Raw genomic sequence first — 25,567 nt, forward strand, 5'->3', positions numbered from 1 at the left:
TTGGGGCTTTCCGGCGATAGAAAAAAGCGGGGCGGTTTGCCTATGCTAAGTTTTTTTATTATCTTTGCGCCCATTAAAAATAGAACAATATTCATAATAACGATACGAAATGGCTAAGAAATTCGCCGAGCATCAAGGTTTAGATCTTGTGAAAACCAATCAAGATGTGCTGACTTATTGGCAAGAGAATAACATTTTTCTGCGTTCGATAGCAGAGCGTGAGGGGCAGCCTCAGTTTGTGTTCTTCGAAGGTCCGCCTTCGGCTAATGGTCATCCGGGCATTCACCATGTGTTGGCACGCTCGATTAAAGACACGTTTAATCGTTATAAGACGATGAAGGGTTATCAGGTGAAGCGCAAGGCCGGCTGGGACACACACGGTTTGCCTGTGGAGCTTGGTGTGGAGAAGGAGTTGGGTATTACGAAGAAGGATATTGACAACAAGGCTTCGGACAAATATATTTCGACGGAAGATTATAACCGCAGGTGTCGGGAAAACGTGATGAAATTCACGGCTGAATGGCGCGAATTGACCGAGCGCATGGGCTATTTTGTGGATTTGGATCATCCTTATATCACCTATGACAACAAATATATTGAGACGCTTTGGTGGTTGTTGAAGCAGCTTTACAACAAGGGTCTGCTGTATAAAGGCTACACCATTCAGCCTTATTCGCCGGCGGCCGGCACGGGTTTGTCGAGCCACGAGCTGAATCAGCCGGGGTGCTATCGCGATGTGAAAGATACGACGGTGACGGCGCAGTTTGAGATTGTGGATGGTAAGGCTGCGTGGGCGCAACATGGCAAGCCCTATTTTGTGGCGTGGACGACGACGCCTTGGACGCTGCCTTCGAATGTGGCGCTCTGTGTGGGGCCGAAGATTGATTATGTGGTGGTTGAAACCTATAATCTTTATGACGGAAAGCCCATGACGTTGGTGATGGCCGAGAGTCGTCTTTCGGCTTATCTAAATCCCGAGCAGGAGGTGAAGGAGGGTGCTTTGGGCACTTTCGATAAAGCGAAGAAGCAGTGCCCTTGGCGTGTGATTGAACGGTTGAAGGGTGCTGATTTAGAAGGTTTGCACTATCGTCAGCTGATGCCTTGGGTGAAGCCTTGCGAGAAGGTTGACGACTTTGCTGCTCCTTTTGTGAAGGCTTTTGCGCAGGCACATCCTGAGAACTGCTTTGACAGCGCTGACGGTCGTGAGCATTATGTGGAAATGGCGAGTGAGGCGTTTCGTGTTATCTTGGGCGATTATGTGACGACAGAAGATGGTACGGGTATTGTACACATTGCGCCAACTTTTGGTGCCGACGACGCGAAAGTGGCTAAGGACGCGCATATTCCGGCACTGTTTTTGATTAACAAGCAGGGCGAGACGCGTCCGATGGTCGACCTGCAAGGAAAATATTATGGCATCGACGACTTGGATACCAACTTCGTGAAGGCTTGTGTGGATGTTGCAGCCTATGGACATCATGCGGGCGATTATGTGAAAAATTCCTATGCGCCGAAATATAATCCAGGTGGCGTTTGGGATAAAGCAGCCAGCGAGAAGGACGAGGATTTGAATGTGGTAATCTGCATGGAGTTGAAACAGCAGGGCATGGCCTTCAAGATTGAGAAGCACGTGCACTCTTATCCGCATTGCTGGCGCACCGACAAACCTATTCTTTATTATCCGCTTGACAGTTGGTTTATTAAAGACACGGCGAAGAAGGAGCGTATGGTGGCGTTGAATAAAACTATTAATTGGCAACCGGCTTCGACGGGGACAGGGCGTTTTGGCAATTGGTTGGAGAATTTGAACGATTGGAACTTGTCGCGCTCACGTTTCTGGGGTACACCTCTGCCGATTTGGCGTGATGCAAAGAAGAACGAGAAATGTGTGGGTAGCGTTGAGGAGTTGTATGCCGAGATAGAGAAGAGCGTCGCTGCTGGTGTGATGAAAACTAATCCTTTAAAAGAGAAAGGGTTTGTGCCCGGTGACTACTCGGCCGAGAATTATGACAAGATAGATTTGCACCGCCCTTACGTGGACAACATTGTTTTGGTGAACGATGCGGGTGAACCGATGATGCGCGAAACCGATTTGATTGATGTTTGGTTTGACTCGGGTTCTATGCCTTATGCACAACAGCATTATCCCTTTGAGGGAGCGATTAATGCCGAGGGGTTGAAGGCTACGGGAATGACTGAGGCCGATTATCGTGCGCAATTGGTTTGTTCGTCATACAAGGGTGTGCCTGTTCCGCCAGCTTATTATCCGGCCGACTTTATTAATGAAGGTGTCGACCAAACGCGTGGCTGGTTCTTCACATTGCATGCCATCGCAACGTTGGTGTTTGATCAGGTTGCTTTCAAGAATGTCATTTCAACCGGGTTAGTGCTGGATGCAAAGGGCAACAAGATGAGCAAGCATGTGGGTAACGTGACCGATCCTTTCGAAATGATTGATCAATATGGAGCCGACGCTGTCCGGTTCTATATGATGACCAATTCGGAGCCTTGGGACAATCTCAAATTCGATCCCAATGGTGTGGATGAAGTGCGCAGAAAGCTTTTTGGTACGCTTTATAACACCTATAGCTTCTTTGCACTCTATGCTAATGTGGATGCGTTTGATGCTGAAACCGCACAGATTGCTTTGTCAGAGCGTCCCGAGATTGATCGCTGGATTGTTTCTAAAGCGAATTCTTTGGTTGCGAATGTTACGCGCGAATTAGACGGCTATAACCCAACGAAGGCAGGTCGTTTGATTGATAGTTTTGTGAACGATGATTTGAGTAACTGGTATGTGCGTCTCAATCGCAAACGTTTTTGGGGAACGGACATGAGCCATGATAAATTGTCAGCTTATCAGACGCTTTATACCTGCTTGATGACGGTGGCTAAGCTGTTGGCACCTTTCGCTCCGTTCTATGCGGATGAACTTTATCATGACTTGGGCGGTAAGTGTGACAGTGCGCATTTGGACACGTTCCCAACGGCTGATGTCGAAGACATTGATAGCGATTTAGAAGCGCGCATGGATGTGGCACAGAAGATTACCTCTATGACTTTGGCACTTCGTCGCAAAGTAAATATCAAGGTGCGTCAGCCTTTGGCACAAATCATGATTCCTGCTATTGATGAAGAGCAAAAGCGCCATATCGCAGCTGTTGCCGATTTAATCAAGAGTGAAGTGAATGTGAAAGAACTCACTTTTGTTGAAGGTGCAGGCATCTTGGTGAAGAAAGTTAAGTGCAATTTCCGTGTCATGGGTAAGAAATATGGTAAGCTGATGAAGCAAGTTGCCCAGCGCATGGATGCTTTAAGCCAAGATGAAATTTCTGATTTTGAAGCTCAAGGCAGACTTCAATTTGTGTTGGAAGGTCAGGATATTGTCGTTGAAGCCGACGATGTCGAGATTATCAGCGAAGATATTCCCGGCTGGTTGGTGAGCAACGAGGGAAATCTCACTGTCGCACTTGAGGTGGAATTGACCGAAGAGCTGAAGCAGGAAGGCATCGCACGTGAAGTGATTAATCGCATTCAAAATCTTCGTAAAGAATGTGGTTTGGAAATAACCGATCGCATTGTGGTGAAGATTAGCCCGAATGTGCAAAGCGATGCGGCTATCAAGACGTTTGCAGAGATGATTAAAGGGCAAGTTTTAGCAAATGCACTCACCATTGTAGATAACGATGGTGCTGAGGTTGCTTTCGACACATTTGCATTGAAAATCAGTGTGCAAAAGGCAGGCTAACATTGCCTTTGCACTCAAAATAATAGTATTAATCCACTTAGAAACATTGATCTATGGAGAAGAAAACACGTTATTCAGATGAGGAGTTGGAAGAGTTCCGCACCATCATTAACGAGAAGTTGGAGGTTGCGCGCAGAGAATATGCCGCAATGATGAGTCAAATTATGAATAGGGATGGCAATGGTGTTGATGACACGTCGCCCACCTATAATAAAGTGCTCGATGACGGCAGTGCCAATCAGGCGAAGGAAGAGCTTATTCAGATGTCGCAGCGGCAGCAGAAGTTCATCCGCAGTTTGGAGGCTGCGCTGGTGCGCATAGAGAATAAAACGTACGGCATTGACCGCATTACGGGTGAGTTGATTGCCAAAGAACGGCTTCGCATCGTGCCGCATGCTACGTTGAGTGTGGCATCGAAGAATGCACGCAAAAAATGAGAACGAATGACACGTTAAGAAATGGGTGTTTATCTTTGCTTTTAATCTTGGTTATCTTAGTGATCGACCAACTGATTAAAATCGAAGTGAAGACCCATTTTTCTCTTGGCGAATCGGTTCGCGTGACCAATTGGTTCTATCTTAGTTTTGTTGAAAACAACGGCATGGCTTATGGCATGACGTTCTTCAACAAGATTGTGTTAAGTATGTTCCGTATCATCGCGTTGTTGGCTATCGGCTGGTACATGTGTCAGGTGGTGCGGCGCAAACATTCGGTAGGCTATTTGGTTGTGTTGTCGATGATATTCGCAGGTGCTGCAGGAAACATCTTGGATTCCATGTTCTATGGGCTCATCTTCGATGCTTCTTCACCTTACACCATTTCACAATTCGTTCCCTTTGGAACGGGCTATGCTTCGTTCCTGCATGGCAAGGTTGTCGACATGTTCTACTTTCCACTCATCGTGACGACTTATCCCGACTGGATGCCTTGGAAGGGTGGGGAAGAATTTGTGTTCTTTGCGCCGGTGTTTAATTTTGCTGATGCTTGCATTTCTGTTGGAATTGTTATCTTTTTCTTGTTTTATAGGCATGAAATGGAAGACATTTCAGCTTCTTTTAAAGGTTATTTTAAGAAAAAGTCGCATGATAAGCATGCTTAAAGCGATACGTGCAGGCAAAACGCTTTGCGGGCTTTGCTTTGCACTCCTTTTCTTGGTGGCCTGCAAACCCTCTGTTCCGAGTGAATATTTGCAGCCCGACAAGATGACGGATATCCTCTACGACTATCATCTTGCGAGCAGTATGGCCGAGCTTTCGGCCAATGATTCGGCCAACACGCAGCAATATCGGGCGGCCGTATTGAAGAAATATGAAGTCACGCAACAACAGTTTGAAGCCTCTTTGGCCTATTACATGCGGCATACTGAGCAACTAAAAGCCATTTACGAGCAGCTCAACGAGCGTTTCACCAACGAAGCTTCGGCCTTGGGTGCATCGGGTATTTCGGGCGACAATAATCAGTTCTCGGCCAATGGTGATACAGCCAATGTGTGGCATGGCGATGCTGGTTATGTGCTGAGCTTGCAAAAGCCGTTTCAGCTTTATTCTTTTGCGCAGCAGGCAGACTCATCATTCCATAAAGGCGACGTGCTGATGCTTAGTTTCGATGCCAATTTCATTTTCCAAGATGGCAATCGAGACGGTGTGGCCATGTTGTCGGTGCAATTTGCCAATGACAGCATCGCCTCGCAGGTGGTGCATATCACGACGGCCAATCACTATAGCCTCATGCTGCGTGATGATGCCCGTTTGGGCATCAAGGCCGTGCGCGGGTTCTTGATGTTGTCACAGGGGCAGACTGAAGGTGAGAGTGAAACAACGATGAAGATGATGTTTATCACACGCATTAGCCTGTTGCGCATGCACACCAAGGCGCAAACGGCCGCAGCACCTGCCGATTCGATTGCCAACCGGCGCGACTCGGTTGCGCCACCTTCGCAGCCCACACCACCTCTACCAATGCCCACGCGGTGAAGCAACGTTTCGCTTTTCATGCCGTTACATGCGACGATGGAACCATTGTTTCGCCCGCGCTTGTTGAGTTGGAGGACGACTATGTGGTGGCTTGTCAACCATTCACTGCTGAGCCCGCCATGACCATTTGGGTGGGTGGAGAGGCCCTCATTCACAACCATAGATTACGATTTAAACCCCATAAAAATGAGACACACTTCTAAGCATTGCGCCCGTTTGAGTGGCGCCCTGATTTTCGTTGCACTCCTTGTGCAAACCTTGTTTCCACTTCGCAGCCACGCTTGCACCAACCTCATCGTGGGCAAGAAAGCCAGCGTTAACGGAAGCGTCATTTGTTCCTATAATGCCGACGACTACGGCATGTTCTTAGGGTTGGCACATTATCCGGCAGGCACACATGCCAAAGGCGAGATGCGCCAGGTTTATGGTTGGGATAACCACGTTTATCACGGCCAGATACCCGAGGCACCCGCCACCTACAACGTAATTGGCAATATCAACGAATACCAACTGACGATTGGCGAAACCACCTATGGCGGACGTGAAGAGATGATCGACTCGACGGGAATTTTAGATTATGGCAGCCTCATTTATATCACATTGCAGCGTTCGCGCACGGCTCGCGAGGCCATTAAGGTGATGACGACGTTGGCCAACACCTATGGCTTCAATAGCAGTGGCGAGACATTCACGCTCTGCGACCCCAACGAAGCTTGGATCATGGAGATGATGGGCTGTGGCCCGGGTAGCAAGAAAGTGGTTTGGGTGGCGATGCGCATTCCCGATAATGCCATTTGTGGGCATGCCAACCAGAGCCGCATAGGAAAATTCAATCAGCACGACAAGCAAAACGTGCTCTTCAGCCCCAATGCCATCACTTTTGCGCGTTCTAAGGGATGGTTCACGGGCAAGGATGCCGATTTCTCTTGGAAACAAGTCTATGCTGCGCCCGATTTCTCGGGTCGTCGTTTCTGCGATGCGCGTGTGTGGAGCTTTTTCAATCGTTTCTCCGACGATTTCTCGCGCTATCTGCCTTGGGCTTTGGGTAAAGATGCAGAGGCCGAGGAGATGCCGTTGTGGATTGTGCCCAACCGCAAACTCAGTGTGCAAGACGTGCAGGCTGCCATGCGCGACCATTATGAAGGCACGCCGTTGGCCATCGATTCAACCGATGTGGGCAGTGGCATTTGGCAGATGCCCTATCGCCCCACGCCGCTGTTCTATGAAGTCGATGGCAAGCGCTATTTCAACGAGCGCCCCATCAGCACGCAGCAGGCCGCCTTTGCCTTTGTGAGCGAGATGCGCGCATGGTTGCCACGCGAGATTGGCGGCGTGTTGTGGTTTGGCAACGACGATGGCAACATGGTGGCCTACACGCCCGTTTATTGCGGAAACACCGTGCAGCCCGAGTGTTACAACACACCTGGAGCCGACGCGGTGACCTTCTCGAATAGGAACGCATTTTGGGTGTGCAACTGGGTGAGCAACATGGTTTATCCGCGTTATGCGCAGCTGTTTCCCACGTTGCGCGCCGTTCGCGACAGCCTTGAGCAGAGCTATTTTGCGCAGCAACCCGAGGTGGAGCGTCGGGCGCAAGCCTTATATGCCACCAACAAGGCGGCTGCACTGCAACAGCTCAACGACTATAGCAATGAGCAGGCGCAGCGCATGCTTGAGCGGTGGAATCAGTTGGCTGTCTACCTGATTGTGAAATACAACGACATGGTGGAGAAGCCCACGAAGGATGGCCAATTTTTGCGCACCAAGGCGGGCGTGGGTGCTCGGACGAAGCGTATGGGCTTTCCCGCTCCCTTTGCCAAGAAATTGGTTGACGAGGCTGGCGACCGATATCGCATGCCCCAGCAATAGGCGTTGGAGCCACCTTTCTATCGCAATTTAGGATGAAGTTTTTGGGTCGATGTTTGTTGAGTGCATGCGTTGCATTTGCCATGGTTCTCAGCTTGTTTTTTTGTTTCGACAGCCCCAGTCTTGCCACCAATCTCGTTTGTCTTGCGGGCTGGGCGGCTCTTTGGAGCATAGCGCTTTATGCGTGGTGGCGCAGGCGTTGACACCATTGTTTGACACCATCATAAGGCAGGCGTGTTAACGTCTGCCTCATTTTTTGGCTTGCTGGAACTCCAGCAGCCCCATTTTTTTGTTTTTCAGCCTTGCTGGAGTTCCAGCAGCCCGTCTTTTTGATTTTTTGCCCTTGCTGGAATTCCAGCAGGCCATCTTTTTGATTTTTTGCCCTTGCTGGAGTTCCAGCAGCCCCATTTTTTTGATTTTTGGCCTTGCTGGAGTTCCAGCAGGCCATCTTTTTATTTTTTTCCCTTGCTGGAGTTCCAGCAGCCCCATTTTTTTCATTTTCGGCCTTGCTGGAGTTCCAGCAGGCCATCTTTTTGATTTTTTGCGTTGACTTACGCGTAAGCAGCCCTGCTTTTTGCTTTTTTGCGTTGACTTACGCGTAAGCAGCCCTGCTTTTTGATTTTTCGCGTTGACTTACGCGTAAGCAGCCCATCTTTTTGATTTTTCGTGTCGACTTACGCGTAAGCAGCCCATCTTTTTGATTTTTTGCGTTGACTTACGCGTAAGCAGCCCTGCTTTTTGATTTTTCGCGTTGACTTACGCGTAAGCAGCCCATCTTTTTGATTTTTCGTGTCGACTTACGCGTAAGCAGCCCATCTTTTTGATTTTTCGTTTAAATGCGCTGTTGCACCTGCTTCAGCTTGAGCATGTCTTTGGGAACGGATTGCTGGATTTCGGTTGCAATGAGCGCGCGCAGGTTTCGGCGCACAAAGTCTTTGGTGTTGATCATGGCGATTTCGCGCACGGGGATGGGGATGGCGAAGGGCCGAACCAGTTTTTTCTGTTCTTCGCTCAGTTGCAGCACGGCCAGCTCCGGTATGAAGGTCACGCCTTTTCCGCTCTCCACCATGCGCATGAATGTCTCGATGCTGCCCAGCGAATAGGCCTTTTGGCTCTCTTTCGCCTCTTTGAGTTGGCAAAATTTCACTAATTGGTCGCGAAAACAGTGGCCTTCATCGAGCATCCACAGGTATTCGCCTTTGAGGTCGGCTGTGCGGATGACATGGTGCTGCGCCAATGGATCGCTCTCGGCCACATAACCAAAAAACTGCTCAAAAAACAGGTGCGTCAGTTCAAATTCGTCGCGCATGCCGTCTAATTCGGCCAAAATGCCCACGTCGATGCTGTCTTTTTCGAGCGCCTCTTTAATTTCGTGCGTTTTCATCTCGCTAATTCTCACGTCCATCTCGGGGTGTTTCTGCATGAGTTGCGGAAAGAAACGCGGGATGAGATAGGGCGCGATGGTGGGCAGGATGCCGATGCGAAAGGTGCCCATGAGCGAATATTTCTCTTCTTCAACAATCTCTTTGAGCTGTTTGGCCTCTTTCAAAATCTTCCAACTCTGGTCGATGATGCGCTGCCCAATCTCGGTGGGCGTGATGGGTTGCTGTTTGCGGTTGAAGATTTTCACCCCCAGCTCATCCTCTAATTTCTGAATCATTGAGCTCAGTGTGGGTTGCGTCACTTTGCAGCTTTCGGCCGCTTTGGCAAAATGCTGCTGGCGATAGACGGCCATGATATATTCTAATTGTTGTAGCGTCATAGGGCGTGTGATGTTTTTAAATTTCACCCAAAGGTACTAATTTTTGGGGAGGCGGAGGGTGGGGCAGGGCAATTTTACAAAAAAAATGCGGCAAAATACCTACTTTTAGGTATTGCAGGGAAGCCTTTTCTACTGTGCTTTTAAGCTTTCTTATAGATTTATTCAATCGAAATATAGATGGAGGCTCTTGCGTCTCTCCATATTTTGCCATATCTTTGCACTCGTAACAAGATAACATTTATACAAAAACATTATGAAGAAAAAATTTATTTGCACCGTTTGTGGTTACGTTTACGAAGGCACTGAAGCTCCTGCAGAGTGCCCCATCTGTCATGCTAAGGCTGACAAGTTTAAGACATTCGACCCTGCAGCTTTGAAGGGTACCAAGACCGAAGAGAACTTGAAAGTTGCTTTTGCAGGTGAGAGCCAGGCACACACGAAGTATCTTTACTATGCTTCAAAGGCAAAGAAAGATGGTTATGAGCAGATTGCTGCTATCTTCGAGGAGACGGCCCGCAATGAGAAAGAGCATGCAAAAATGTGGTTTAAGTTCTTGCACGAGGGCGATATTCCTACAACAACAGCCAATCTTGCCGATGCTGCGAATGGTGAAAACTATGAGTGGACCGACATGTATGCTGAGATGGCCAAGGTTGCTTTGGCTGAAGGTTTCCCCGAGATTGCTGCGAAGTTCCGTGGAGTGGGTCAGGTTGAGAAGCACCACGAGGAGCGTTATCGCAAGTTGTTGGAGAACATCGAGGAGGGCATTGTGTTCTCTCGTGACGGTGATCGCGTTTGGCAGTGCCGCAACTGCGGACACATTCACATTGGTAAGACGGCTCCGGAGAAGTGCCCTGTGTGCGACCATCCAGAGAGTTTCTTCCAGCTTAATCCTGAGAATTATTAAGCAACGAATTGCAGGAAATAAAAGAAGGCTGGGCATGTTGCTCGACCTTCTTTTTAAAACTGGCATAGATTGTGCACCAATCTATGCCAGTTTGTTTGCAAACCACGCTGTTTTTGTTTTGTAATAGCGTGGTGTTTGGCAGCGCAGTTTATTCAGCTGCTTGGCGGTTATCAATGTTGTCGCCCTCGGTCGGTGCCAGCACTTCTTCAAAATTAGTGATGCCCGCTTTCACCAAGAGGTCATACCATTGCAGCAATTTTTTGATGTCGCTGTCGTGAACGCGGTCTTCATCGAAATTAGGAAGCACCTCGGCGAAGTAAGTGCGCAGTTCCTTTCCGTTAGCTTTCCGATAGTTCAGCGAGCTTTCCTTTCCTTCTTCCTTTTTGCAAACGCTGTCGAGAACTTTCCAAAGTGGAATGTCTTCTTCAGTTGTATAGATAGCAATGTCGCCCAGACTGGTTACACGGTCGGTTGCAAAAGCCGGAATGCGCTTGTGCGTTTCGTCCAATGCTTCAACAATCAAGTTCATTTTTCCTCGTGACACGAGTTTATACAAGCCAGGTTTCCCTGCGATAGAGAGAATTGTTTCCATATTCTTTGTTATTTTGTTGATATGATGAATAAATTTAAATCCATTGTAATAGGGAGCGAAGCTGTTGTTTCAAGTCTGCTTGCCCGTCATTTCTGATGATATAGTCGCATTGTGCGATGATTTCTTCTTGTGCCATTTGGCTTGCAATCCATGCTTCGGCTTGGCTACGTGAAATGTGGTTGCGTTGCATGATGCGTGCAATGCGCACGTCAGGCGGTGCGGTTACGCCAATGATTTTGTCGATGTGAAGGCGCCGATAGAAGCCGCTTTCAAAAAGGATAGCGCTTTCAAACCAATGCAACCCACTGCTTAGAAAATCGGCGGCAACAGCCGGATGAACAATGTTGTTGACTGCCATTTTATGTTGTTCGCTCTGCTGAATGAAGGTGGTGAGCATTTCTTTTCGCAACACTCCATCTTTAAACAGGCGCTCCCCAACCAATTGTTGTAATTGAGTTTGGATGGCGGGCTGTGTCAAAATGATGCGTTTGGCCGCAGCATCGCAGTCATATACCTCGATGTTCTCTTCGAGCAGTAGCTGGGCTACAAAACTTTTTCCGCAGCCAATGCCTCCGGTGAGTGCTATAATAGGGGTTGCGTGCATGATTATTGTTGTTCGATGAGGTAGTCGACTTGCTGAATTTCTAATGTGGGGCGCGCTACGTCTGTCGGATATTTCTTTATCCTAATGTTACATTTTTCAGCAGGATGTGCCATAATATCTTCGTAGTCGGCGGTAACAATAAATTGGTCTGCTCGCAATTTTCGGAACCTACTTACGCCAATAGTGAAATTCACTTTTACTTTCGAAGGGAATGTTCTCAACACCTTTCCCGTGGGCATATTAATAGCTGTGATGGGCACTTCGATGCTTTCTTCTGTGAGGATGTCTGGATAGATGCTCATTTTAATGCGCTCAGGAACGATTTTGACTCCTCGAATGCGCTGCACATCGATGGTTTGCATGATGGTATCGCCAACATTTTTAATAGTCAATGGTGTGGTTGTTAACCACTGAATGCTGTCTAACAAATGTTTGTTGGCGTAGATGGTGACATAGTTTGGCGAGAATTTTATTTGTGCAATATAATAGCTTTTAGCTGCTTCAATCGTGCCTAACAATTTTATGGGCACGCGTTTGGCCTGTCCGTAGTTGAAATAGAAAGTAAGCTGATCGGTCTTGATGGCTGTTATCTTCGAAGAGCCATACAAAATAGCATACAGACTGCGATGGAGATCGCTCACCAAAATCTTTCCTTGTCCCGTTGCTTTGTTTACATATTTGTTAAAGTCGACCATGATAGGTTGCAGCCTCCCGCCATAAGTATAGGCCAAAAGTGCAAAGCCTTTGTCGCGCACAGTAACGTCTAAGGTATCGTTGATGTTTTGAGTGATGACAACATTTTGGGGTATATTGACAATCTTTATGGGGATATGGATTTCCTTATCATAGTTTTGGTTGAGTGTCAAAACAAGCCAAAACATGCTACTGAGAAGGAGAAAGAAAACAAAAATGAGAAACTCCCGATTGAAATATCTCAATAGGAAGTTTCCCAAATCTTTTATATGTGTGGTGTATTTACGCATTGGGTGTGGGTGCAGAAGCATCCTCGAAAACGTAGTTCTTGTGGACGGTGACAATCGTGCCACGCGCAATTTCTAAATCAACCGTGTTATTTTCGAGGTTGACATGTTTGATGGTTCCATACATGCCACCGGCAGTTACGACCCTCGTTCCTTCTTGAAGTGCATTTTGGAAAGCCTTAATCTTGTTTTGCTTCTTTTGCTGTGGACGGATCATGAAGAGCCAAAAAATGATTAATACGGCACCCATCATGATGAAAATGCCCATGCCGCCTCCTTGTTGTTGCATGGCTGCTGACAATAGAAATGTGTTCATTGCTTATCTTGTTTATTATTATTGTTTACTTTTGCTTTATCTGTTTCTTTCGCTTTGATGGGCTTCAGCATGAGCTTATTGTTCACTAAGAAGTGTGCAATCGTGTCGAGCATGCCATTGATGTACCCACCACTACGCGGCGTACTGTAGATTTTTGCCAAATCAACATATTCATTTATTGTGACGCTCACAGGGATATTGGGACATGTTAGCATCTCAGCGATGGCAATCTGCATAATCACTACGTCCATGTAAGCTAATCGACTAAAGTCCCAGTTGCGGCTGGCTTCGCTCATATATTGTTGATATTGCTCTGCATTGAGCAGCGTTGCTCTGAAAAGTTTGCTTGCAAAATCTTTATCTTCTTCGTCTTTAAACTCAGGCAGCAACTCTTGGTTAGCACCATTCTCGGGTTTGAAACGCTTAATAGTTTTGAGCACAAAGGTGTCGACCACCTCACGATCATCATTCCAATATAAGCTCTTCTCCTCCAAAACGGCATCGATATCAGGGTTGCCTAAGATGAGTTGCTTATAAATTTTTCGCCACAATTCTTGGTCATCTTCGTAGCTGCTATCAACGATACCCATGTATTCGATATAGGGCTCGAAGGTCTCGATTTTGTCACATAGGCTACGCACTACCTCAATATTATCTTCCCAAGAGAGTTTTTGCGCTTCAACATTCTTGAGCAGTGCTTTGTTTTCTTCGAGTTGCAAAGCAAATTTATTATCAATAAACTTGGTTGAGGGCGGCACAGTTTCTTCACGCTCTGCACGTTGTGAAGCTATTTCCACGCGTTTGCGTTCTTCTTTCGCAATGGCGACAATTAGTTGTAGCAAATGATTGTACAAGTCATAAGCTTTTGATAAACTGAAGAAGAGTTCCTTTTCCGCCGTATCAATATTTCTATTTCCGTTTTGATAGAACGCATAGGTTAGTTGCACAACCTTTATTCTGATAAGTTCTCGATTAATCATTCTCTAATAATTATATGTTTTCTGTACCTAAAAAAATCTTTTCTGCAAAATTAGTTAATTCGCTTTGTCTTTGCAAATAAATGCATTCCTTTTCGATGTTTTTTAAAAGAAATTTGCATAGTCAATAAATTTACTATACCTTTGCATGGCTTTCCGAGAGCAATCTCGTGTGATGGCGAATTAATAGTAATTTTTAATTTAGAGTAACACAATTATGAAAGAGATTAATGTGGCAGGTCAGAAGCGTGTAGACCTTGGTAAAAAAGCTTCTAAAGAATTGCGTAAGCAGGGTTTTGTCCCTTGTAATTTGTATGGTGAGAAGAAGAACGATAACGGTGCTCCTGAGGCACTTTCGTTCGCACTCCCGTTCAGCGAGCTCCGCAAGTTGATTTATACTCCTCACATTTACGTGATTAATCTTGAAATCGAAGGCAATCATCACACCGCTATTTTGAAAGAGGTGCAGTTCCATCCCGTTACCGATGCTCCTTTGCACGTTGACTTTTACGAGGTGAACGACCAAAAGCCTATCACGATTGGTATTCCTGTGAAGTTGGTTGGTTTGGCACAAGGTGTGCGCGATGGTGGTCGTATGAACCTCTCCATTCGTAAGATTAGCGTGACAGCTCCTTATCAGCAAATTCCAGAGCATCTCGATATTGATGTAACTGCATTGAAGATTGGTAAGAGCATCAAGGTTGGTGATTTGTCGTTTGAAGGTTTGGAGATTGCAACAAGCAAAGACGTTGTTGTATGTTCTATCAAGATGACACGTCAGGCACAACAGGCTGCAACAGAAACAGCTGAAGCAGAAACAACTGAAGAAGAGTAAATGGACAAATATCTAATTTGTGGTTTAGGGAATCCTGGAGATGAATACCAGGAGACCCGCCATAATACAGGTTTTATGGTATTGGACGCTTTTGCTAAAGCGTCCAATATTCTTTTTACGCCCCAGCGTTATGGTGACGTGGCAACGCTGATGCTCAAGGGGCGGAAAGTATTTTTGTTGAAGCCTACAACTTTCATGAATTTAAGCGGAAATGCCGTGCGTTATTGGCTCAATAAGGAAAATATCGATGAAAGTCGTCTCTTAGTGGTGAGCGATGATCTTGCGCTTCCTTTAGGCGCATTCAGGCTGAAGGCATCGGGCAGCAATGGTGGACACAATGGCTTAGGGCATATTCAGCAGTTGATAGGTACCAACTATGCCCGCTTGCGTATGGGAATCGGTAGTGATTTCTCTCGCGGACAGCAGGTAGATTGGGTTTTAGGTCGTTATGATGACGACGAAAAAAAGCTGCTCGAACCAGCGATAGAGATAGCGACGGCCATCATCCAATCGTTTGTTCTGTCGGGCATCACAACCACGATGAATCAATACAACAAGTTAGGAAAAAATAAAATGTGTAGCCATGACGACTCAGCAAGCAAGAATTGACAAATGGCTTTGGGCAGCGCGATTGTTTAAGACACGTTCGATGGCTGCTGCGGCGTGCAAAAATGGGCGTGTGCAGGTGGGCTCCCGCACGGTGAAGCCCAGCTATCTGCTCAAAGTAGGCGATGTGGTGCAGGTGAGAAAGTCGCCCGTAACATTCTCCTACAAAGTGTTGCAATGTATTGAACAGCGCGTGGGTGCCAAGCTTGTGCCTGAGGTTTATGAAAATGTGACCGATTCCAGCCAATATGAATTGTTGGAGATGAATCGGATTAGTGGATTTGTTGATCGCGCTCGTGGTACAGGTCGTCCCACAAAGAAAGAGCGGCGTGCCCTCGATGCCTTTATTGAAGAGGACGATACCTTGTTGGATGATGACAGATTTGACTTTTAGTGCATAGATATGCTGAGACCTCTACAAAACTCCTCATATAGATAGTCACAAAAAGTCAAATGCTTAGCATTCCCATAATCGCTGGCAAACGCGCGTCCAAACAGTGAAAGCAGACGTATACTTTCTCTATGAAATGGCATAGATAATACTCGAGTTCGCAGATGGAAGCGTGCTCTTTGCGGGTGGAAATGCAACGTTTGCGGATGGCAGCACCTCATTTTGGTATGGGAACGCCGCTGCGCGGACGTTCGGGCGGGCACACAGGCGCCGCCCCTACCATTCTAACACGTGCTGCTGTTCTACAAAGATGAAAACAAAAATTTTGGTACTCGCAGTAACGCTGCAAGCAATGTATAGTCGAAAACAAGGCTTCGACGGCGCACTGCAAGCGATGTATAGTCGCAAACTTGACGCGTTTGGCACTATGCAAACGATGTATAGTCGTAAACTTGATGCGTTTGGCGCACTGCAAGCAATGTATAGTCGCAAACTTGACGCGTTTGGCACTATAAAAAAAATACTCCCGCGCTGTTGCGGGAGCCTTTATCACTAAAACATTTAACAAATGAAGAACAACAACAATCTACCCCGCTATGCCACAAGCCGCAAGGCGAGCGAGGCTCAGAAGGCCATCGCGCGCGCCATGGAGCTGGAAAACAACCACCGGCTGTGTTTTGCATAGTCCTCTTTTAATAACAGAGGCTATTTGCACTTCTTAGTGGAACTTATGGTGGTGCTAAAAAACGAAAAACATATCGATAAATTTTCATATCCGATAGAAAACTCGTATATTTGCATGCCTTTAAAGAACGAATAGGCAAATAGATATAACAAAATAAGGCAATAGAATTATGACGAAAGCAGAAATTGTAAATGAGATAGCTTTGTCCACCGGGGTGCAGCGGAAAGATGTTTCTGTTGTTGTGGAGAGCTTCATGGAAGCTGTTAAAAACAGCATGCTCAAGAAGAAAGAGAACGTGTATTTGCGCGGTTTCGGGAGTTTCATTATTAAGCATCGCGCTGCGAAAACCGCACGCAATATTTCAAAGAACATAACGATTACGATTGATGCGCACGATCTGCCCAGTTTCAAACCTTCGAAGTCGTTTGTGGCGCAGATGAATCAAGAGTAAATCAATTTAATAAATCACATAAAATTTAGAATTATTATGCCAAACGGAAAGAAGAAAAAAGGCCACAAGATGGCTACGCACAAGCGCAAAAAAAGATTACGCAAGAATAGACACAAGAGCAAATAGGCTGTTTGTGGCTATTATGCTTTAGGGACATGTCAGTGCATCACACGAAGCTATGACATGCCCTTTGTTTATCGTAAGGAAAAAACTAAGTAATAAGATAATTAAGATGAACAGCGAAGTAGTAATTGACGTCAGAGAAAAAGAAGTCTCGATTGCGCTACTGGAGGATAAAAAACTCGTTGAATATCAAAACGAGCCTCGGCAGGCATCTTTCTCTGTTGGAAATATCTATGTGGCAAAGGTTAAGAAGCTCATGCCAGGGCTGAATGCCTGCTTCGTAGATCTCGGTTATGAACGCGATGCTTTTCTACATTATTTAGACTTAGGTAGTCAATTTAATTCTTATAATAAATACCTTAAACAGGTATGCAGTGACCGTAAGAAGCTTTATCCTTTCAGTAAGGCGCAACGTTTGCCCGATATTAAGAAGGATGATACCATTCAGCAGGTGCTCAGCGTGGGTCAAGAGGTGCTCGTTCAGATTGTTAAGGAACCCATCTCTACAAAAGGACCACGACTCACCGGCGAATTGTCCTTTGCCGGGCGTTTTATCGTGCTGATTCCTTTCGGAGATAAAGTTTCGGTGTCGTCGAAGATTAAGAGCGGTGAAGAACGTGCACGCTTAAAGCAGCTCATCTATAGCATTAAACCCAAGAATTGTGGGGTGATTGTTCGCACGGTGGCCGAAGGAAAACGCGTTGCCGAGCTGGATAACGAAATGAAAGTGCTCACCAAACGGTGGGAGAAGGCCATTTCGAAAGTGCAGAAAAACGCGAAACGTCCACAATTAGTGTTTGAAGAGACGGGTAGGGCTATCGCAATGTTGCGCGATTTGTTTAATCCAAGTTTTGAGCACATTCATGTCAACAATGAAGAGGTTTACAATGAGATTAAGCATTACTTGACGCTCATTGCACCCGAAAAAGCAGATATTGTTAAGCTGTACACGGGAAAGACGCCTATCTTCGACAATTTCAATATTACCAAACAAATTAAATCAAGTTTTGGTAAAACCATTAACTACAAGCATGGCGCTTACCTGATTATTGAACATACGGAGGCGCTCCATGTGGTCGATGTGAACAGTGGCAACCGTTCAAGAGCCAAAAATGGGCAAGAGGCTAATGCGCTTGACGTGAATTTAGGAGCAGCCGACGAGCTGGCACGGCAGTTGAGATTGCGTGACATGGGTGGTATTATCGTCGTTGATTTTATCGACATGCACCTTGCCGAAGACCGTCAAATGCTTTACGAACGGATGTGCAAGAATATGCAGAAAGACCGTGCTCGGCACAACATTTTGCCCTTGAGTAAATTTGGTTTGATGCAAATTACACGTCAACGTGTGCGTCCCGCCATGGATGTGAATGTTGAAGAAGACTGTCCCACCTGCAATGGTACGGGAAAAATTCGTTCGAGTATCCTGTTCACCGACCAATTAGAAAGAAAAATTGACCGCCTAATCAATAAGATTGGCATCACGAAGTTCTATTTACATGTGCATCCATACGTTGCCGCCTACATTAATAAGGGCTTTCTCTCCCTGAAACGAAAGTGGCAAATTAAATATGGTTTTGGCATTCATGTCATCCCATCGCAGAAGCTCGCATTCTTGCAATACGAATTCTATGACATCGAAGGGAATTTCATTGATATGAAAGAGGAAATAGAAACAAAGTAACAAAAAGGACTTGCAGGTTTGCAAGTCTTTTTTTGTTTAACGCTCAATCGGCTCGCATCTTGGGCTCGAGCGTTTTCAAACAAAAACGGGTTAGTTCCCGGGGATCTAATCAATTTTTAAACAAAAACGGGTTAGTTCCCGGGGATCTAATCAATTTTTAAACAAAAACACATTAGTCCCCGGGGGATTTTTCAATTTCTGAACGGAAACGCGTTAGTCCCTGGGAGGATTTTTCAATTTCCGAACGGAAACGGGTTAGTCCCCGGGGGGATTTTCAATTCTCGAGCGGAAACGGGTTAGTCCCCGGGGGATTTTTCAATTTCCGAACGGAAACGTGTTAGTCCCCGGGGGGATTTTTCAATTTCTGAACGGAAACGGGTTAGTCCCAGGGGGGTAAGCTATTCTTAAACGGGGAAAGACTGTCCGAACCTCCGGACAGCTACATCCGGTTCGGGGGTAACCTATCCTTATCAAGCTGCGGGGTGCATCAATGCGAAGATGAATGCATTGTGCGTTTGTGTTTTTTCAGCTTTAGCAGCGGAATCTTAATTTTGTCACCAGCTTTTAGGGGCAGTTTATCGCGATTTAAAGCCTCGATATAGCATTCCATCCCAGAACCCAAGTAGGCACGACTGATGGCGTGAAGGGTTTGGCCAGCTTCGACCTTGACCATTGTTTTGATGCCAACGATGTCATAGGCGCCCGTGCGGATGCGTGCGTCACTTTGATTGATTGCCTCATATTCATTTGGAATCGAAGGCTGCTTTATGGCTGCCGTGGGCGGTTGCTTCTCCTGGGTGTCGCCTTTGCTTGCTTGCTGTTGTTGTTGCTGTGCCTGCTTAATCAACGAATCGTTTTTGGCAAATTGTTTATTCACCGTAGAAGATGCAGTCGGTGCAATCGAACGCTTCACCTCCTTTTTCGCTTGCTTTTGCTGCATCAAAGCCATGAGATTGTCGATGCGATTATTGCGCAAATGAAGCTCGCCCATGAGATAAAAGCACGTGCCCATGAGCGCAATGAGCAAACATGCGCAAATTCCTGTTGTCCACTTCACCCAGCGCTGTGTGGGCTGGGGGAAAGTGTCAAGCTCTATCCCGATTTCCGGCACGGGTTCATTGGTTGGAACTGCTACTGCTGCTTGCTTGGCGACTGTCGTTGGAGGCTCTTTTGCTATCGAAGGTTCCCCATCAGTTGCACCCGTTGTTGGCGCTGCGGTCTCGGGTGGAACTGTTGGGGAAGATGCTGGCCACGGCTCACTTTTTACTGTTCCGGCCACAGATGCACTTGCTTCGGCTTCAGAATCTTTTGTTTCAGTCGTGATAGGATGTGCAGGCTCACTCATTTTCTCTACCTCTGCAAGGGCCACCGTCGATTCGGCATTGGCAATGGAGCGTTCCGTCTTTTCTTCAGCTGAAGGAATGGCGTCTTCTACTTCAGTGTCGTCGGTTTCCATCGCTTCATCAAAAGCAACCCCTGTATTGAGCACAACAGTGTCGAATTGCGAGAACGGGCGATTAACCAAGTCTTTCATTGCATTATCGGGCGTGAAAGTGATTTTGTCACGCCCTTCGATTACAATGCGGCCTCCCGTATTCACATCTACGCTTTCACGCGCACTGATGGGGGTAAGTTTGAATGCACCGAGACCTTTTACTTTGACCAATTTCTCGGATAACACACTTTCTTGTAGCGTTTCGATAAATTGTGTAACAAAATGTTCGGCATCGGCGACCGTCAATTCATGCTTCTCTACCAAATGCTTCGCAAGCTCTTTCAAATTAATCATTTCCTTCCTCTCCACTCTTTAACCGCTCTTTCAGTGCCGTAATGGGCTTAAAACCTAAAACCAATTTGGGGGGAACGAGCATGCGCTGTCCAGTAGAGGGATTGACGACAACCCGCTCCAAGCGCTTTTTCACCTCAAAGGTTCCAAATCCTGTCATAGCCACATTTTCTCCAGACTCGAAACTGTTTCCCATCCCTTCGATAAGGGCATTAACCAATTTTTGTGTGTCAGCCTGTGTGTAGCCTGTCCGTTGCGCCAGCTCGGCAATAAATTCTTTGTTGTTCATCGAAAAATAGTTTATTTCACCACACGTCCAAACCAATCGAAGGCTTCGCTATCCGTAATCTCTACAGCGTAGAAACTACCTACACGCAAAGGTTTCTCTGCAGCAATCAGCACCTCGGGGTCGACCTCTGGCGAACTGTATTGCGTTCGGCCTATATAGTAATCGCCTTCCTTTCGGTCGATGATTACAGGCATAATCTTACCAATGCTTTGAGCCTGGATTTCACTACTAATTTCTTGTTGCACGGCCATCAACGCATCTAAGCGCCGTTGCTTTACAGCCTCCGGCACATTGTCTTGATAATGCTGGGCGCTGTAAGTTCCTTCTTCTTCTGAATAAGCGAAAGCCCCCATACGTTCAAACTTAGCCCATTTCACAAAGTCAACCAGCTCATTAAAGTCGGCTTCGGTTTCGCCAGGAAATCCCACCATAAGTGTTGTGCGTAGATAAATGCCCGGCACCTTTTCGCGTATCTGTTGGATAAGCGCCATGGTTTCTTCCTTTGTTACGTGGCGTTGCATGGCTTTGAGCATGGGGTTTGAAATATGTTGTAGCGCAATATCCAAATAATTACAAACATTAGGTTTCTCGCGCATGACATCCAACAGCTCTAAAGGGAATTGGTTGGGGTAGGCATAATGCAGGCGTATCCATTTAACCCCTTTAATATCTGCTATGTCACGAATCAGGTCGGCGATGTGTCGTTGCCCGTCAAGATCGACGCCATAATAGGTGAGTTCCTGCGCAATCACTTGAAATTCCTTCACACCTTTTGCTACCAGATCCCTCACCTCTTGCAAAATGTCTTCCTTCCGACGACTGACATGCTTACCTGTAATGATGGGGATAGCGCAATAGGCACAATGCCGATCGCAACCTTCTGCAATCTTGAGATAAGCATAATGGCGTGGGGTAGTGAGATGACGGTTGCCGTTGCAAGCGACAATATCAGCCTTGCCTAAATCATAGAGCAGTTGCTTATAATTAAATTTGCCGTAGAACTTATCGACCTCGGGAATTTCTTTCTCCAATTCGTTTTTGTAGCGTTGCGAAAGACATCCCATAACGAAAAGTTTATTCAGACGGCCTTCTGTTTTAGCTTGCACAAACTCTAAGATCGTATGAATACTCTCTTCTTTGGCCGACTCAATAAAACCGCACGTGTTGATAACGGCGATTTCGCCATCAGGATGCTTGCTGTCGTGTACGCAATGATATCCATTGGCCTCGAATTGCTGCATTAAAATCTCGCTATCAACCAGATTCTTTGAGCAACCCATGGTAATAATGTCGATTTGATTTTTCCTCATTATTTGTCCTTACAGCATGGTTAAGTAAATAGCGAATCGACAAATTCACGACGATTGAATAGCTGCAAATCATCCATCTGCTCACCCAAGCCAATATATTTTACAGGCACTTTTAGCTGGTCGCTGATACCAATCACCACACCACCTTTTGCCGTTCCATCTAATTTTGTAATGGCCAAGCTAGTAATTTGTGTAACAGCCGAAAACTGCTTAGCCTGTTCGAAAGCATTTTGTCCGGTACTACCATCTAACACCAGCATCACTTCGTCGGGGGCGGTGGGCGTTACCTTTTTCATAACCTCTTTAATCTTCTTAAGCTCATTCATGAGGTTTACTTTATTGTGTAACCGTCCTGCCGTGTCAATCAGTACCACATCAGCTGCATTCGCTTTGGCACTTTGCAATGTGTCGAATGCCACACTGGCAGGATCGGCACCCATTTGTTGCTTTACGACAGGAACACCTACGCGTTCTCCCCAAATGGAGATTTGTTCCACGGCGGCAGCTCTGAACGTATCGGCTGCGCCAAGGTACACCTTTTTACCTGCTTTTTTAAATTGATGAGCCAATTTGCCTATGGTGGTAGTTTTACCCACGCCATTTACACCTACTACCAAAATCACATAAGGCTTGTGATCGGATGGCAATTCCCAATTATCATTATCAAGAGCATTGTTTTCTGCCATCAATGCCATAATTTCTTCACGAAGAATCGTGTTCAGTTCTATTGTTGAGACGTATTTGTCACGAGCTACGCGTTCCTCTATGCGATGAATGATTTTGAGTGTTGTCTCAACACCCACATCACTGGTGATGAGCACTTCTTCTAAGTTGTCGAGCACGTCGTCATCGATTTTAGATTTCCCTGCCACGGCGCGTGTTAACTTACCGAATACACTCTCTTTGGTCTTTTCGAGTCCTTTATCAAGCGTTTCCTTGCTTTTTTTGTTGAATAGTCCGAATATCCCCATTTTGTTCTTTAAAAAAGTATTGATATTGTGCAGCGAATGCGCTTTTATTGTTGTTTTGTCTGCAAAGATAATAAAAAAGTGGGCATGCTCAAGGTTATTTTTACCAATTTATCTATCCTTCCTCTTTTCTTTCAGTGTCCTTCACACTTTCTGCTGAAAGCATTGGCTTGTGATTGAAAAACAACGTATGATGGCCCACCTTGAAAATAGCATCCATCTTTTCTAAGTAAAAGGTATAAAATGCACAAGTGTTGCATGGCTAACTGAAAATTATTGGTTACCTTTGGCGCATGAAAACAAAAAATCATTCTCGAGAAGAAAAGTTGCAGGCCTTTGCCCGCCTGTTGGATATACAAGAGCGGTTGCGGACGGAGTGTCCTTGGGATCGAAAGCAGACATGTGAGAGTCTACGTCCCTATACTATTGAAGAGGTTTATGAACTCAGCGATGCGCTGCTGCAGGGTGATGTGCAAGAGATTTGTAAAGAGTTGGGCGATGTGTTGGAACACATTGTGTTTTATGCAAAGTTGGCTGAAGAACAAGGGCAATTCGATATAGCTGACGTTTGCGATGCTCACAGCGACAAATTAATGTATCGTCACGATTTCATCGACTGGAACAAAGGAGGAACATGGCGTGTGGTCAATCCGGAAATGGAAATCAATCCGGCTGGACAAGTGATCTATCGAACTGACGAGGTCGCTGCAACACATGCTAAACCCACAACAGCATCAGCTGTGGAAGCATCCTGGGAGCAGCGTAAACAGCGTGAGCATCATGGCAATGAAACTGTGCTATCGGGTGTTCCGACTTCACTTCCATCGCTCATTAAGGCCGCACGCATCCAAGAGAAAGCGCGCAATGTGGGATTTGACTGGAAAAATAGGCGCGATGTATGGCAAAAGGTGCGTGAAGAGTTGAACGAATTAGAAGCTGAATTTGAGCAGGGCGATGCACAACATGCACAAGCAGAGTTGGGCGATGTTCTCTTCAGTTTGGTGAATGCAGCTCGCCTCTATCAGCTCAATCCAGATAGTGCTTTGGAGCAGACCAACCAAAAGTTTATCCGCCGTTTTAGCTATGTTGAAGCACAGGCGAAAGCGCAAGGTCGAGCGTTGAGCAACCTTTCATTGGAAGAGATGGATGCACTTTGGGATGAAGCAAAACGAAAAGAAGAAAAATAATTGGAGGACAGAATATGAAGAAAATAATTTTCCTGATGGTTATCGTTTTGACTGTTGCAGTTGTTAATGGTTGCAAACCTAAGAAAGCAAGTAACAATCAATCTACAAACGAGACGACACAAATGGATCAAAATGACACCACAAGCTATGGAATATGCGGGGAAGGTACATCTATGCACCATCTTGAACTTATCACCGATATGGGAGATACGTTGCATTATACATTGTTGGACGAAGGACCTGATTCGGCTGTGGTGTTAGGCGGATTGCTCTGTGGCGATCGATTGGCTGTGATTGGTCACAAAGTTGATGGAGAATCTTATGCAGATCGTGTGATAAACCTCACCACTTTACAAGGCAAATGGGTAAGCATTGACAAGCAATTTGAGATACTTGAAGGTGGTGTTGTGAAGAGCAATGTCAAAGCCGAGCAAAACCCTTGGACGGAATGGAAAATCTATAATGGACAACTGTTGCTCAATCGAGATACATTTGCCATTGATAACTTAGGTGCCGATTCCCTGTATTTAGAAAATAAGGTTGGTATTTTCGCTTACCATCGGCTGCAATAACCGTCTATCACAACGAGTGGTTGCTCATGAATGCCTTTAAAATTCACATTTTAGGTTGCGGTTCAGCCTTGCCTACACTACGCCACAATGCCTCATCGCAAGTGGTTGAAATGGGCAATAAATTTTTCATGATTGATTGCGGAGAGGGCACACAAACGCAATTACGCTACACGCATATTCATTTCGCAAAGCTGCAAGCCATTTTTATTTCGCATTTACATGGTGACCATTGTTTTGGTCTATTGGGTTTGTTGAGCACGTTTGGAATGCTCGGTCGCACGGCTCCTATGCACGTTTATGCTCCCCAAGAATTCGAAACTATTTTTCGGGAACAACTTGCATTCTTCTGTGCCACGTTGGGCTTTGAGATTGTTTTTCATGGATTAGACACCACGCAAAGCAAAATGATTTATGAAGACAGGGGATTGACGGTGACCACCATCCCACTACAACATCGAGTGCCTACATGTGGGTTCTTGTTTCGAGAAAAGCCCAAACTGCCACATATTAATCGTGCAATGATAGACTTTTATCATGTGCCGGTGAGCCAAATCAACAATATCAAGGCTGGGCAGGATTGGGTTTCACCAGCAGGAGACGTCATTCCACATGAACAATTAACAACGCCTGCCGACCCAACACGGGCTTATGCCTATTGCAGCGACACGCGCTATATTCCCACGCTGCACACTTTGCTGCAAGGCGTTGATGTGCTTTATCACGAGAGCACCTATACAGAAGATTGTGCAGCGCATGCAAAAAAATATTGGCATTCCACAGCGAAGGAAGCTGCCATGGTGGCGCGCGATGCGAGAGTGGGGCGATTATTATTGGGGCACTACAGCTCGAGGTATGAGGACGAGCGTGTGTTGCTCAACGAAGCCAAAACCGTTTTCGAACAGAGCATGTTGTCCGATGAGGGATTAGTTGTGACACTTTAAACATTCAAAGATTA

At 46.1% G+C, this 25,567-nt stretch carries 29 protein-coding genes; 17 read left to right on the forward strand and 12 right to left on the reverse strand.

The genetic code is table 11. The annotated features are described in order from the left end of the window. Positions 1 to 109 precede the first annotated feature (109 nt). From ileS to HMPREF9431_RS01580, 6 genes are read left to right on the forward strand one after another with little or no spacing between them, the layout of a single operon-like run. Complete coding sequence (ileS, locus tag HMPREF9431_RS01555) at positions 110 to 3,748, forward strand: isoleucine--tRNA ligase (RefSeq protein WP_004379311.1); 3,639 nt, start codon at positions 110 to 112, stop codon at positions 3,746 to 3,748. A 53-nt stretch (positions 3,749 to 3,801) separates the two neighbouring features. Further along, complete coding sequence (locus tag HMPREF9431_RS01560) at positions 3,802 to 4,185, forward strand: TraR/DksA family transcriptional regulator (RefSeq protein WP_004379312.1); 384 nt, start codon at positions 3,802 to 3,804, stop codon at positions 4,183 to 4,185. Continuing rightward, complete coding sequence (locus tag HMPREF9431_RS01565; RefSeq protein WP_004379313.1) at positions 4,182 to 4,847, forward strand: lipoprotein signal peptidase; 666 nt, start codon at positions 4,182 to 4,184, stop codon at positions 4,845 to 4,847. The genes HMPREF9431_RS01560 and HMPREF9431_RS01565 overlap by 4 nt, the downstream gene beginning before the upstream one ends. After that, on the forward strand, positions 4,840 to 5,721 hold the full coding sequence (locus tag HMPREF9431_RS01570) for a DUF4296 domain-containing protein (protein ID WP_040561023.1): 882 nt from the start codon (positions 4,840 to 4,842) through the stop codon (positions 5,719 to 5,721). Before HMPREF9431_RS01565 ends, HMPREF9431_RS01570 begins: the two co-directional genes overlap by 8 nt. After that, complete coding sequence (locus HMPREF9431_RS01575; RefSeq protein WP_040560644.1) at positions 5,718 to 5,924, forward strand: hypothetical protein; 207 nt, start codon at positions 5,718 to 5,720, stop codon at positions 5,922 to 5,924. The genes HMPREF9431_RS01570 and HMPREF9431_RS01575 overlap by 4 nt, the downstream gene beginning before the upstream one ends. Continuing rightward, positions 5,908 to 7,590 carry a dipeptidase gene (locus tag HMPREF9431_RS01580; RefSeq protein ID WP_004379315.1) on the forward strand — a complete coding sequence of 561 codons (1,683 nt, stop codon included), beginning with the start codon at positions 5,908 to 5,910 and terminating at the stop codon, positions 7,588 to 7,590. Before HMPREF9431_RS01575 ends, HMPREF9431_RS01580 begins: the two co-directional genes overlap by 17 nt. A gap of 175 nt (positions 7,591 to 7,765) precedes the next feature. Here HMPREF9431_RS01580 and HMPREF9431_RS01585 read toward each other — a convergent pair whose 3' ends face one another. From HMPREF9431_RS01585 to HMPREF9431_RS01595, 3 genes are all read right to left on the reverse strand, one after another. After that, a complete protein-coding gene (locus HMPREF9431_RS01585; protein WP_004379316.1) occupies positions 7,766 to 8,116 on the reverse strand; it encodes a hypothetical protein in 351 nt (116 codons plus the stop codon). Between the two features lie 303 nt (positions 8,117 to 8,419). Continuing rightward, entirely contained in the window at positions 8,420 to 9,349 is a 930-nt protein-coding gene (locus HMPREF9431_RS01590; protein WP_004379317.1) for a hydrogen peroxide-inducible genes activator, read from the reverse strand. 16 nt (positions 9,350 to 9,365) lie between these two features. Further along, the gene (locus HMPREF9431_RS01595; RefSeq protein WP_040560650.1) at positions 9,366 to 9,560 is read right to left on the reverse strand and encodes a hypothetical protein; all 195 of its coding nucleotides are present in this window, start codon (positions 9,558 to 9,560) and stop codon (positions 9,366 to 9,368) included. A gap of 42 nt (positions 9,561 to 9,602) precedes the next feature. Between HMPREF9431_RS01595 and rbr the strand changes: the two genes are divergently transcribed. Next, the gene (gene rbr / locus HMPREF9431_RS01600; protein ID WP_004379319.1) at positions 9,603 to 10,256 is read left to right on the forward strand and encodes a rubrerythrin; all 654 of its coding nucleotides are present in this window, start codon (positions 9,603 to 9,605) and stop codon (positions 10,254 to 10,256) included. Positions 10,257 to 10,404: 148 nt separating this feature from the next. On the opposite strand, the gene HMPREF9431_RS01605 is transcribed toward rbr, so the two are convergent. Genes HMPREF9431_RS01605 through nusB form a run of 5 tightly spaced genes read right to left on the reverse strand, consistent with a single transcriptional unit; the run spans position 10,405 to position 13,728 of the window. Beyond that, positions 10,405 to 10,848: a DUF5606 family protein gene (locus tag HMPREF9431_RS01605; protein WP_004379320.1), complete on the reverse strand. Its 444-nt coding sequence runs from the start codon at positions 10,846 to 10,848 to the stop codon at positions 10,405 to 10,407. A 34-nt stretch (positions 10,849 to 10,882) separates the two neighbouring features. Then, positions 10,883 to 11,452 carry a dephospho-CoA kinase gene (gene coaE / locus HMPREF9431_RS01610; RefSeq protein WP_004379321.1) on the reverse strand — a complete coding sequence of 190 codons (570 nt, stop codon included), beginning with the start codon at positions 11,450 to 11,452 and terminating at the stop codon, positions 10,883 to 10,885. 2 nt (positions 11,453 to 11,454) lie between these two features. Next, positions 11,455 to 12,435, reverse strand: a complete 981-nt coding sequence (locus HMPREF9431_RS01615; RefSeq protein ID WP_004379322.1) for a CdaR family protein — start codon at positions 12,433 to 12,435, stop codon at positions 11,455 to 11,457. After that, complete coding sequence (yajC, locus tag HMPREF9431_RS01620; RefSeq protein ID WP_004379323.1) at positions 12,428 to 12,748, reverse strand: preprotein translocase subunit YajC; 321 nt, start codon at positions 12,746 to 12,748, stop codon at positions 12,428 to 12,430. The genes HMPREF9431_RS01615 and yajC overlap by 8 nt, the downstream gene beginning before the upstream one ends. Continuing rightward, positions 12,745 to 13,728, reverse strand: a complete 984-nt coding sequence (gene nusB / locus HMPREF9431_RS01625; RefSeq protein WP_004379324.1) for a transcription antitermination factor NusB — start codon at positions 13,726 to 13,728, stop codon at positions 12,745 to 12,747. Before nusB ends, yajC begins: the two co-directional genes overlap by 4 nt. 214 nt (positions 13,729 to 13,942) lie before the next feature. On the opposite strand from nusB, the gene HMPREF9431_RS01630 reads away from it, so the two are divergent. The 7 genes from HMPREF9431_RS01630 to HMPREF9431_RS01655 all read left to right on the forward strand — a co-directional run bounded on the left by HMPREF9431_RS01630 (position 13,943) and on the right by HMPREF9431_RS01655 (position 18,500). After that, positions 13,943 to 14,560, forward strand: coding sequence for a 50S ribosomal protein L25/general stress protein Ctc (locus HMPREF9431_RS01630; protein WP_004379325.1), 618 nt, complete (start codon positions 13,943 to 13,945; stop codon positions 14,558 to 14,560). Beyond that, positions 14,561 to 15,169, forward strand: coding sequence for an aminoacyl-tRNA hydrolase (pth, locus tag HMPREF9431_RS01635; RefSeq protein WP_004379326.1), 609 nt, complete (start codon positions 14,561 to 14,563; stop codon positions 15,167 to 15,169). Beyond that, complete coding sequence (locus HMPREF9431_RS01640; protein WP_004379327.1) at positions 15,144 to 15,560, forward strand: RNA-binding S4 domain-containing protein; 417 nt, start codon at positions 15,144 to 15,146, stop codon at positions 15,558 to 15,560. Before pth ends, HMPREF9431_RS01640 begins: the two co-directional genes overlap by 26 nt. A 161-nt stretch (positions 15,561 to 15,721) precedes the next feature. Further along, positions 15,722 to 15,871 carry a hypothetical protein gene (locus tag HMPREF9431_RS12720; RefSeq protein ID WP_004379328.1) on the forward strand — a complete coding sequence of 50 codons (150 nt, stop codon included), beginning with the start codon at positions 15,722 to 15,724 and terminating at the stop codon, positions 15,869 to 15,871. Continuing rightward, positions 15,868 to 16,113 (forward strand): hypothetical protein, encoded by a 246-nt coding sequence (locus HMPREF9431_RS01645; RefSeq protein ID WP_004379329.1) that lies wholly within the window; start codon positions 15,868 to 15,870, stop codon positions 16,111 to 16,113. The genes HMPREF9431_RS12720 and HMPREF9431_RS01645 overlap by 4 nt, the downstream gene beginning before the upstream one ends. Positions 16,114 to 16,411: 298 nt before the next feature. Next, the gene (locus HMPREF9431_RS01650) at positions 16,412 to 16,693 is read left to right on the forward strand and encodes an HU family DNA-binding protein (RefSeq protein ID WP_004379331.1); all 282 of its coding nucleotides are present in this window, start codon (positions 16,412 to 16,414) and stop codon (positions 16,691 to 16,693) included. A 232-nt stretch (positions 16,694 to 16,925) separates the two neighbouring features. Then, positions 16,926 to 18,500 (forward strand): Rne/Rng family ribonuclease, encoded by a 1,575-nt coding sequence (locus HMPREF9431_RS01655; protein ID WP_004379332.1) that lies wholly within the window; start codon positions 16,926 to 16,928, stop codon positions 18,498 to 18,500. Between the two features lie 487 nt (positions 18,501 to 18,987). Here HMPREF9431_RS01655 and HMPREF9431_RS01660 read toward each other — a convergent pair whose 3' ends face one another. From HMPREF9431_RS01660 to ftsY, 4 genes are read right to left on the reverse strand one after another with little or no spacing between them, the layout of a single operon-like run. Next, positions 18,988 to 20,304 (reverse strand): HU family DNA-binding protein, encoded by a 1,317-nt coding sequence (locus HMPREF9431_RS01660; RefSeq protein WP_040560652.1) that lies wholly within the window; start codon positions 20,302 to 20,304, stop codon positions 18,988 to 18,990. Beyond that, complete coding sequence (locus HMPREF9431_RS01665) at positions 20,282 to 20,575, reverse strand: HU family DNA-binding protein (protein ID WP_004379334.1); 294 nt, start codon at positions 20,573 to 20,575, stop codon at positions 20,282 to 20,284. The genes HMPREF9431_RS01660 and HMPREF9431_RS01665 overlap by 23 nt, the downstream gene beginning before the upstream one ends. Positions 20,576 to 20,586: 11 nt before the next feature. Further along, positions 20,587 to 21,885, reverse strand: a complete 1,299-nt coding sequence (gene rimO, locus HMPREF9431_RS01670) for a 30S ribosomal protein S12 methylthiotransferase RimO (RefSeq protein ID WP_004379335.1) — start codon at positions 21,883 to 21,885, stop codon at positions 20,587 to 20,589. 20 nt (positions 21,886 to 21,905) lie between these two features. After that, the gene (gene ftsY / locus HMPREF9431_RS01675; RefSeq protein ID WP_004379336.1) at positions 21,906 to 22,856 is read right to left on the reverse strand and encodes a signal recognition particle-docking protein FtsY; all 951 of its coding nucleotides are present in this window, start codon (positions 22,854 to 22,856) and stop codon (positions 21,906 to 21,908) included. A 290-nt stretch (positions 22,857 to 23,146) separates the two neighbouring features. On the opposite strand from ftsY, the gene mazG reads away from it, so the two are divergent. From mazG to HMPREF9431_RS01690, 3 genes are read left to right on the forward strand one after another with little or no spacing between them, the layout of a single operon-like run. After that, positions 23,147 to 24,040 (forward strand): nucleoside triphosphate pyrophosphohydrolase, encoded by an 894-nt coding sequence (gene mazG / locus HMPREF9431_RS01680; protein WP_004379337.1) that lies wholly within the window; start codon positions 23,147 to 23,149, stop codon positions 24,038 to 24,040. A gap of 14 nt (positions 24,041 to 24,054) precedes the next feature. Then, positions 24,055 to 24,612 (forward strand): lipocalin-like domain-containing protein, encoded by a 558-nt coding sequence (locus tag HMPREF9431_RS01685; RefSeq protein ID WP_004379338.1) that lies wholly within the window; start codon positions 24,055 to 24,057, stop codon positions 24,610 to 24,612. Between the two features lie 26 nt (positions 24,613 to 24,638). Beyond that, positions 24,639 to 25,553 carry a ribonuclease Z gene (locus HMPREF9431_RS01690; RefSeq protein WP_004379339.1) on the forward strand — a complete coding sequence of 305 codons (915 nt, stop codon included), beginning with the start codon at positions 24,639 to 24,641 and terminating at the stop codon, positions 25,551 to 25,553. The last annotated feature ends 14 nt before the right edge of the window (positions 25,554 to 25,567 follow it).

It is taken from the genome of Segatella oulorum F0390 (assembly GCF_000224615.1).
Classification (GTDB): domain Bacteria; phylum Bacteroidota; class Bacteroidia; order Bacteroidales; family Bacteroidaceae; genus Prevotella; species Prevotella oulorum.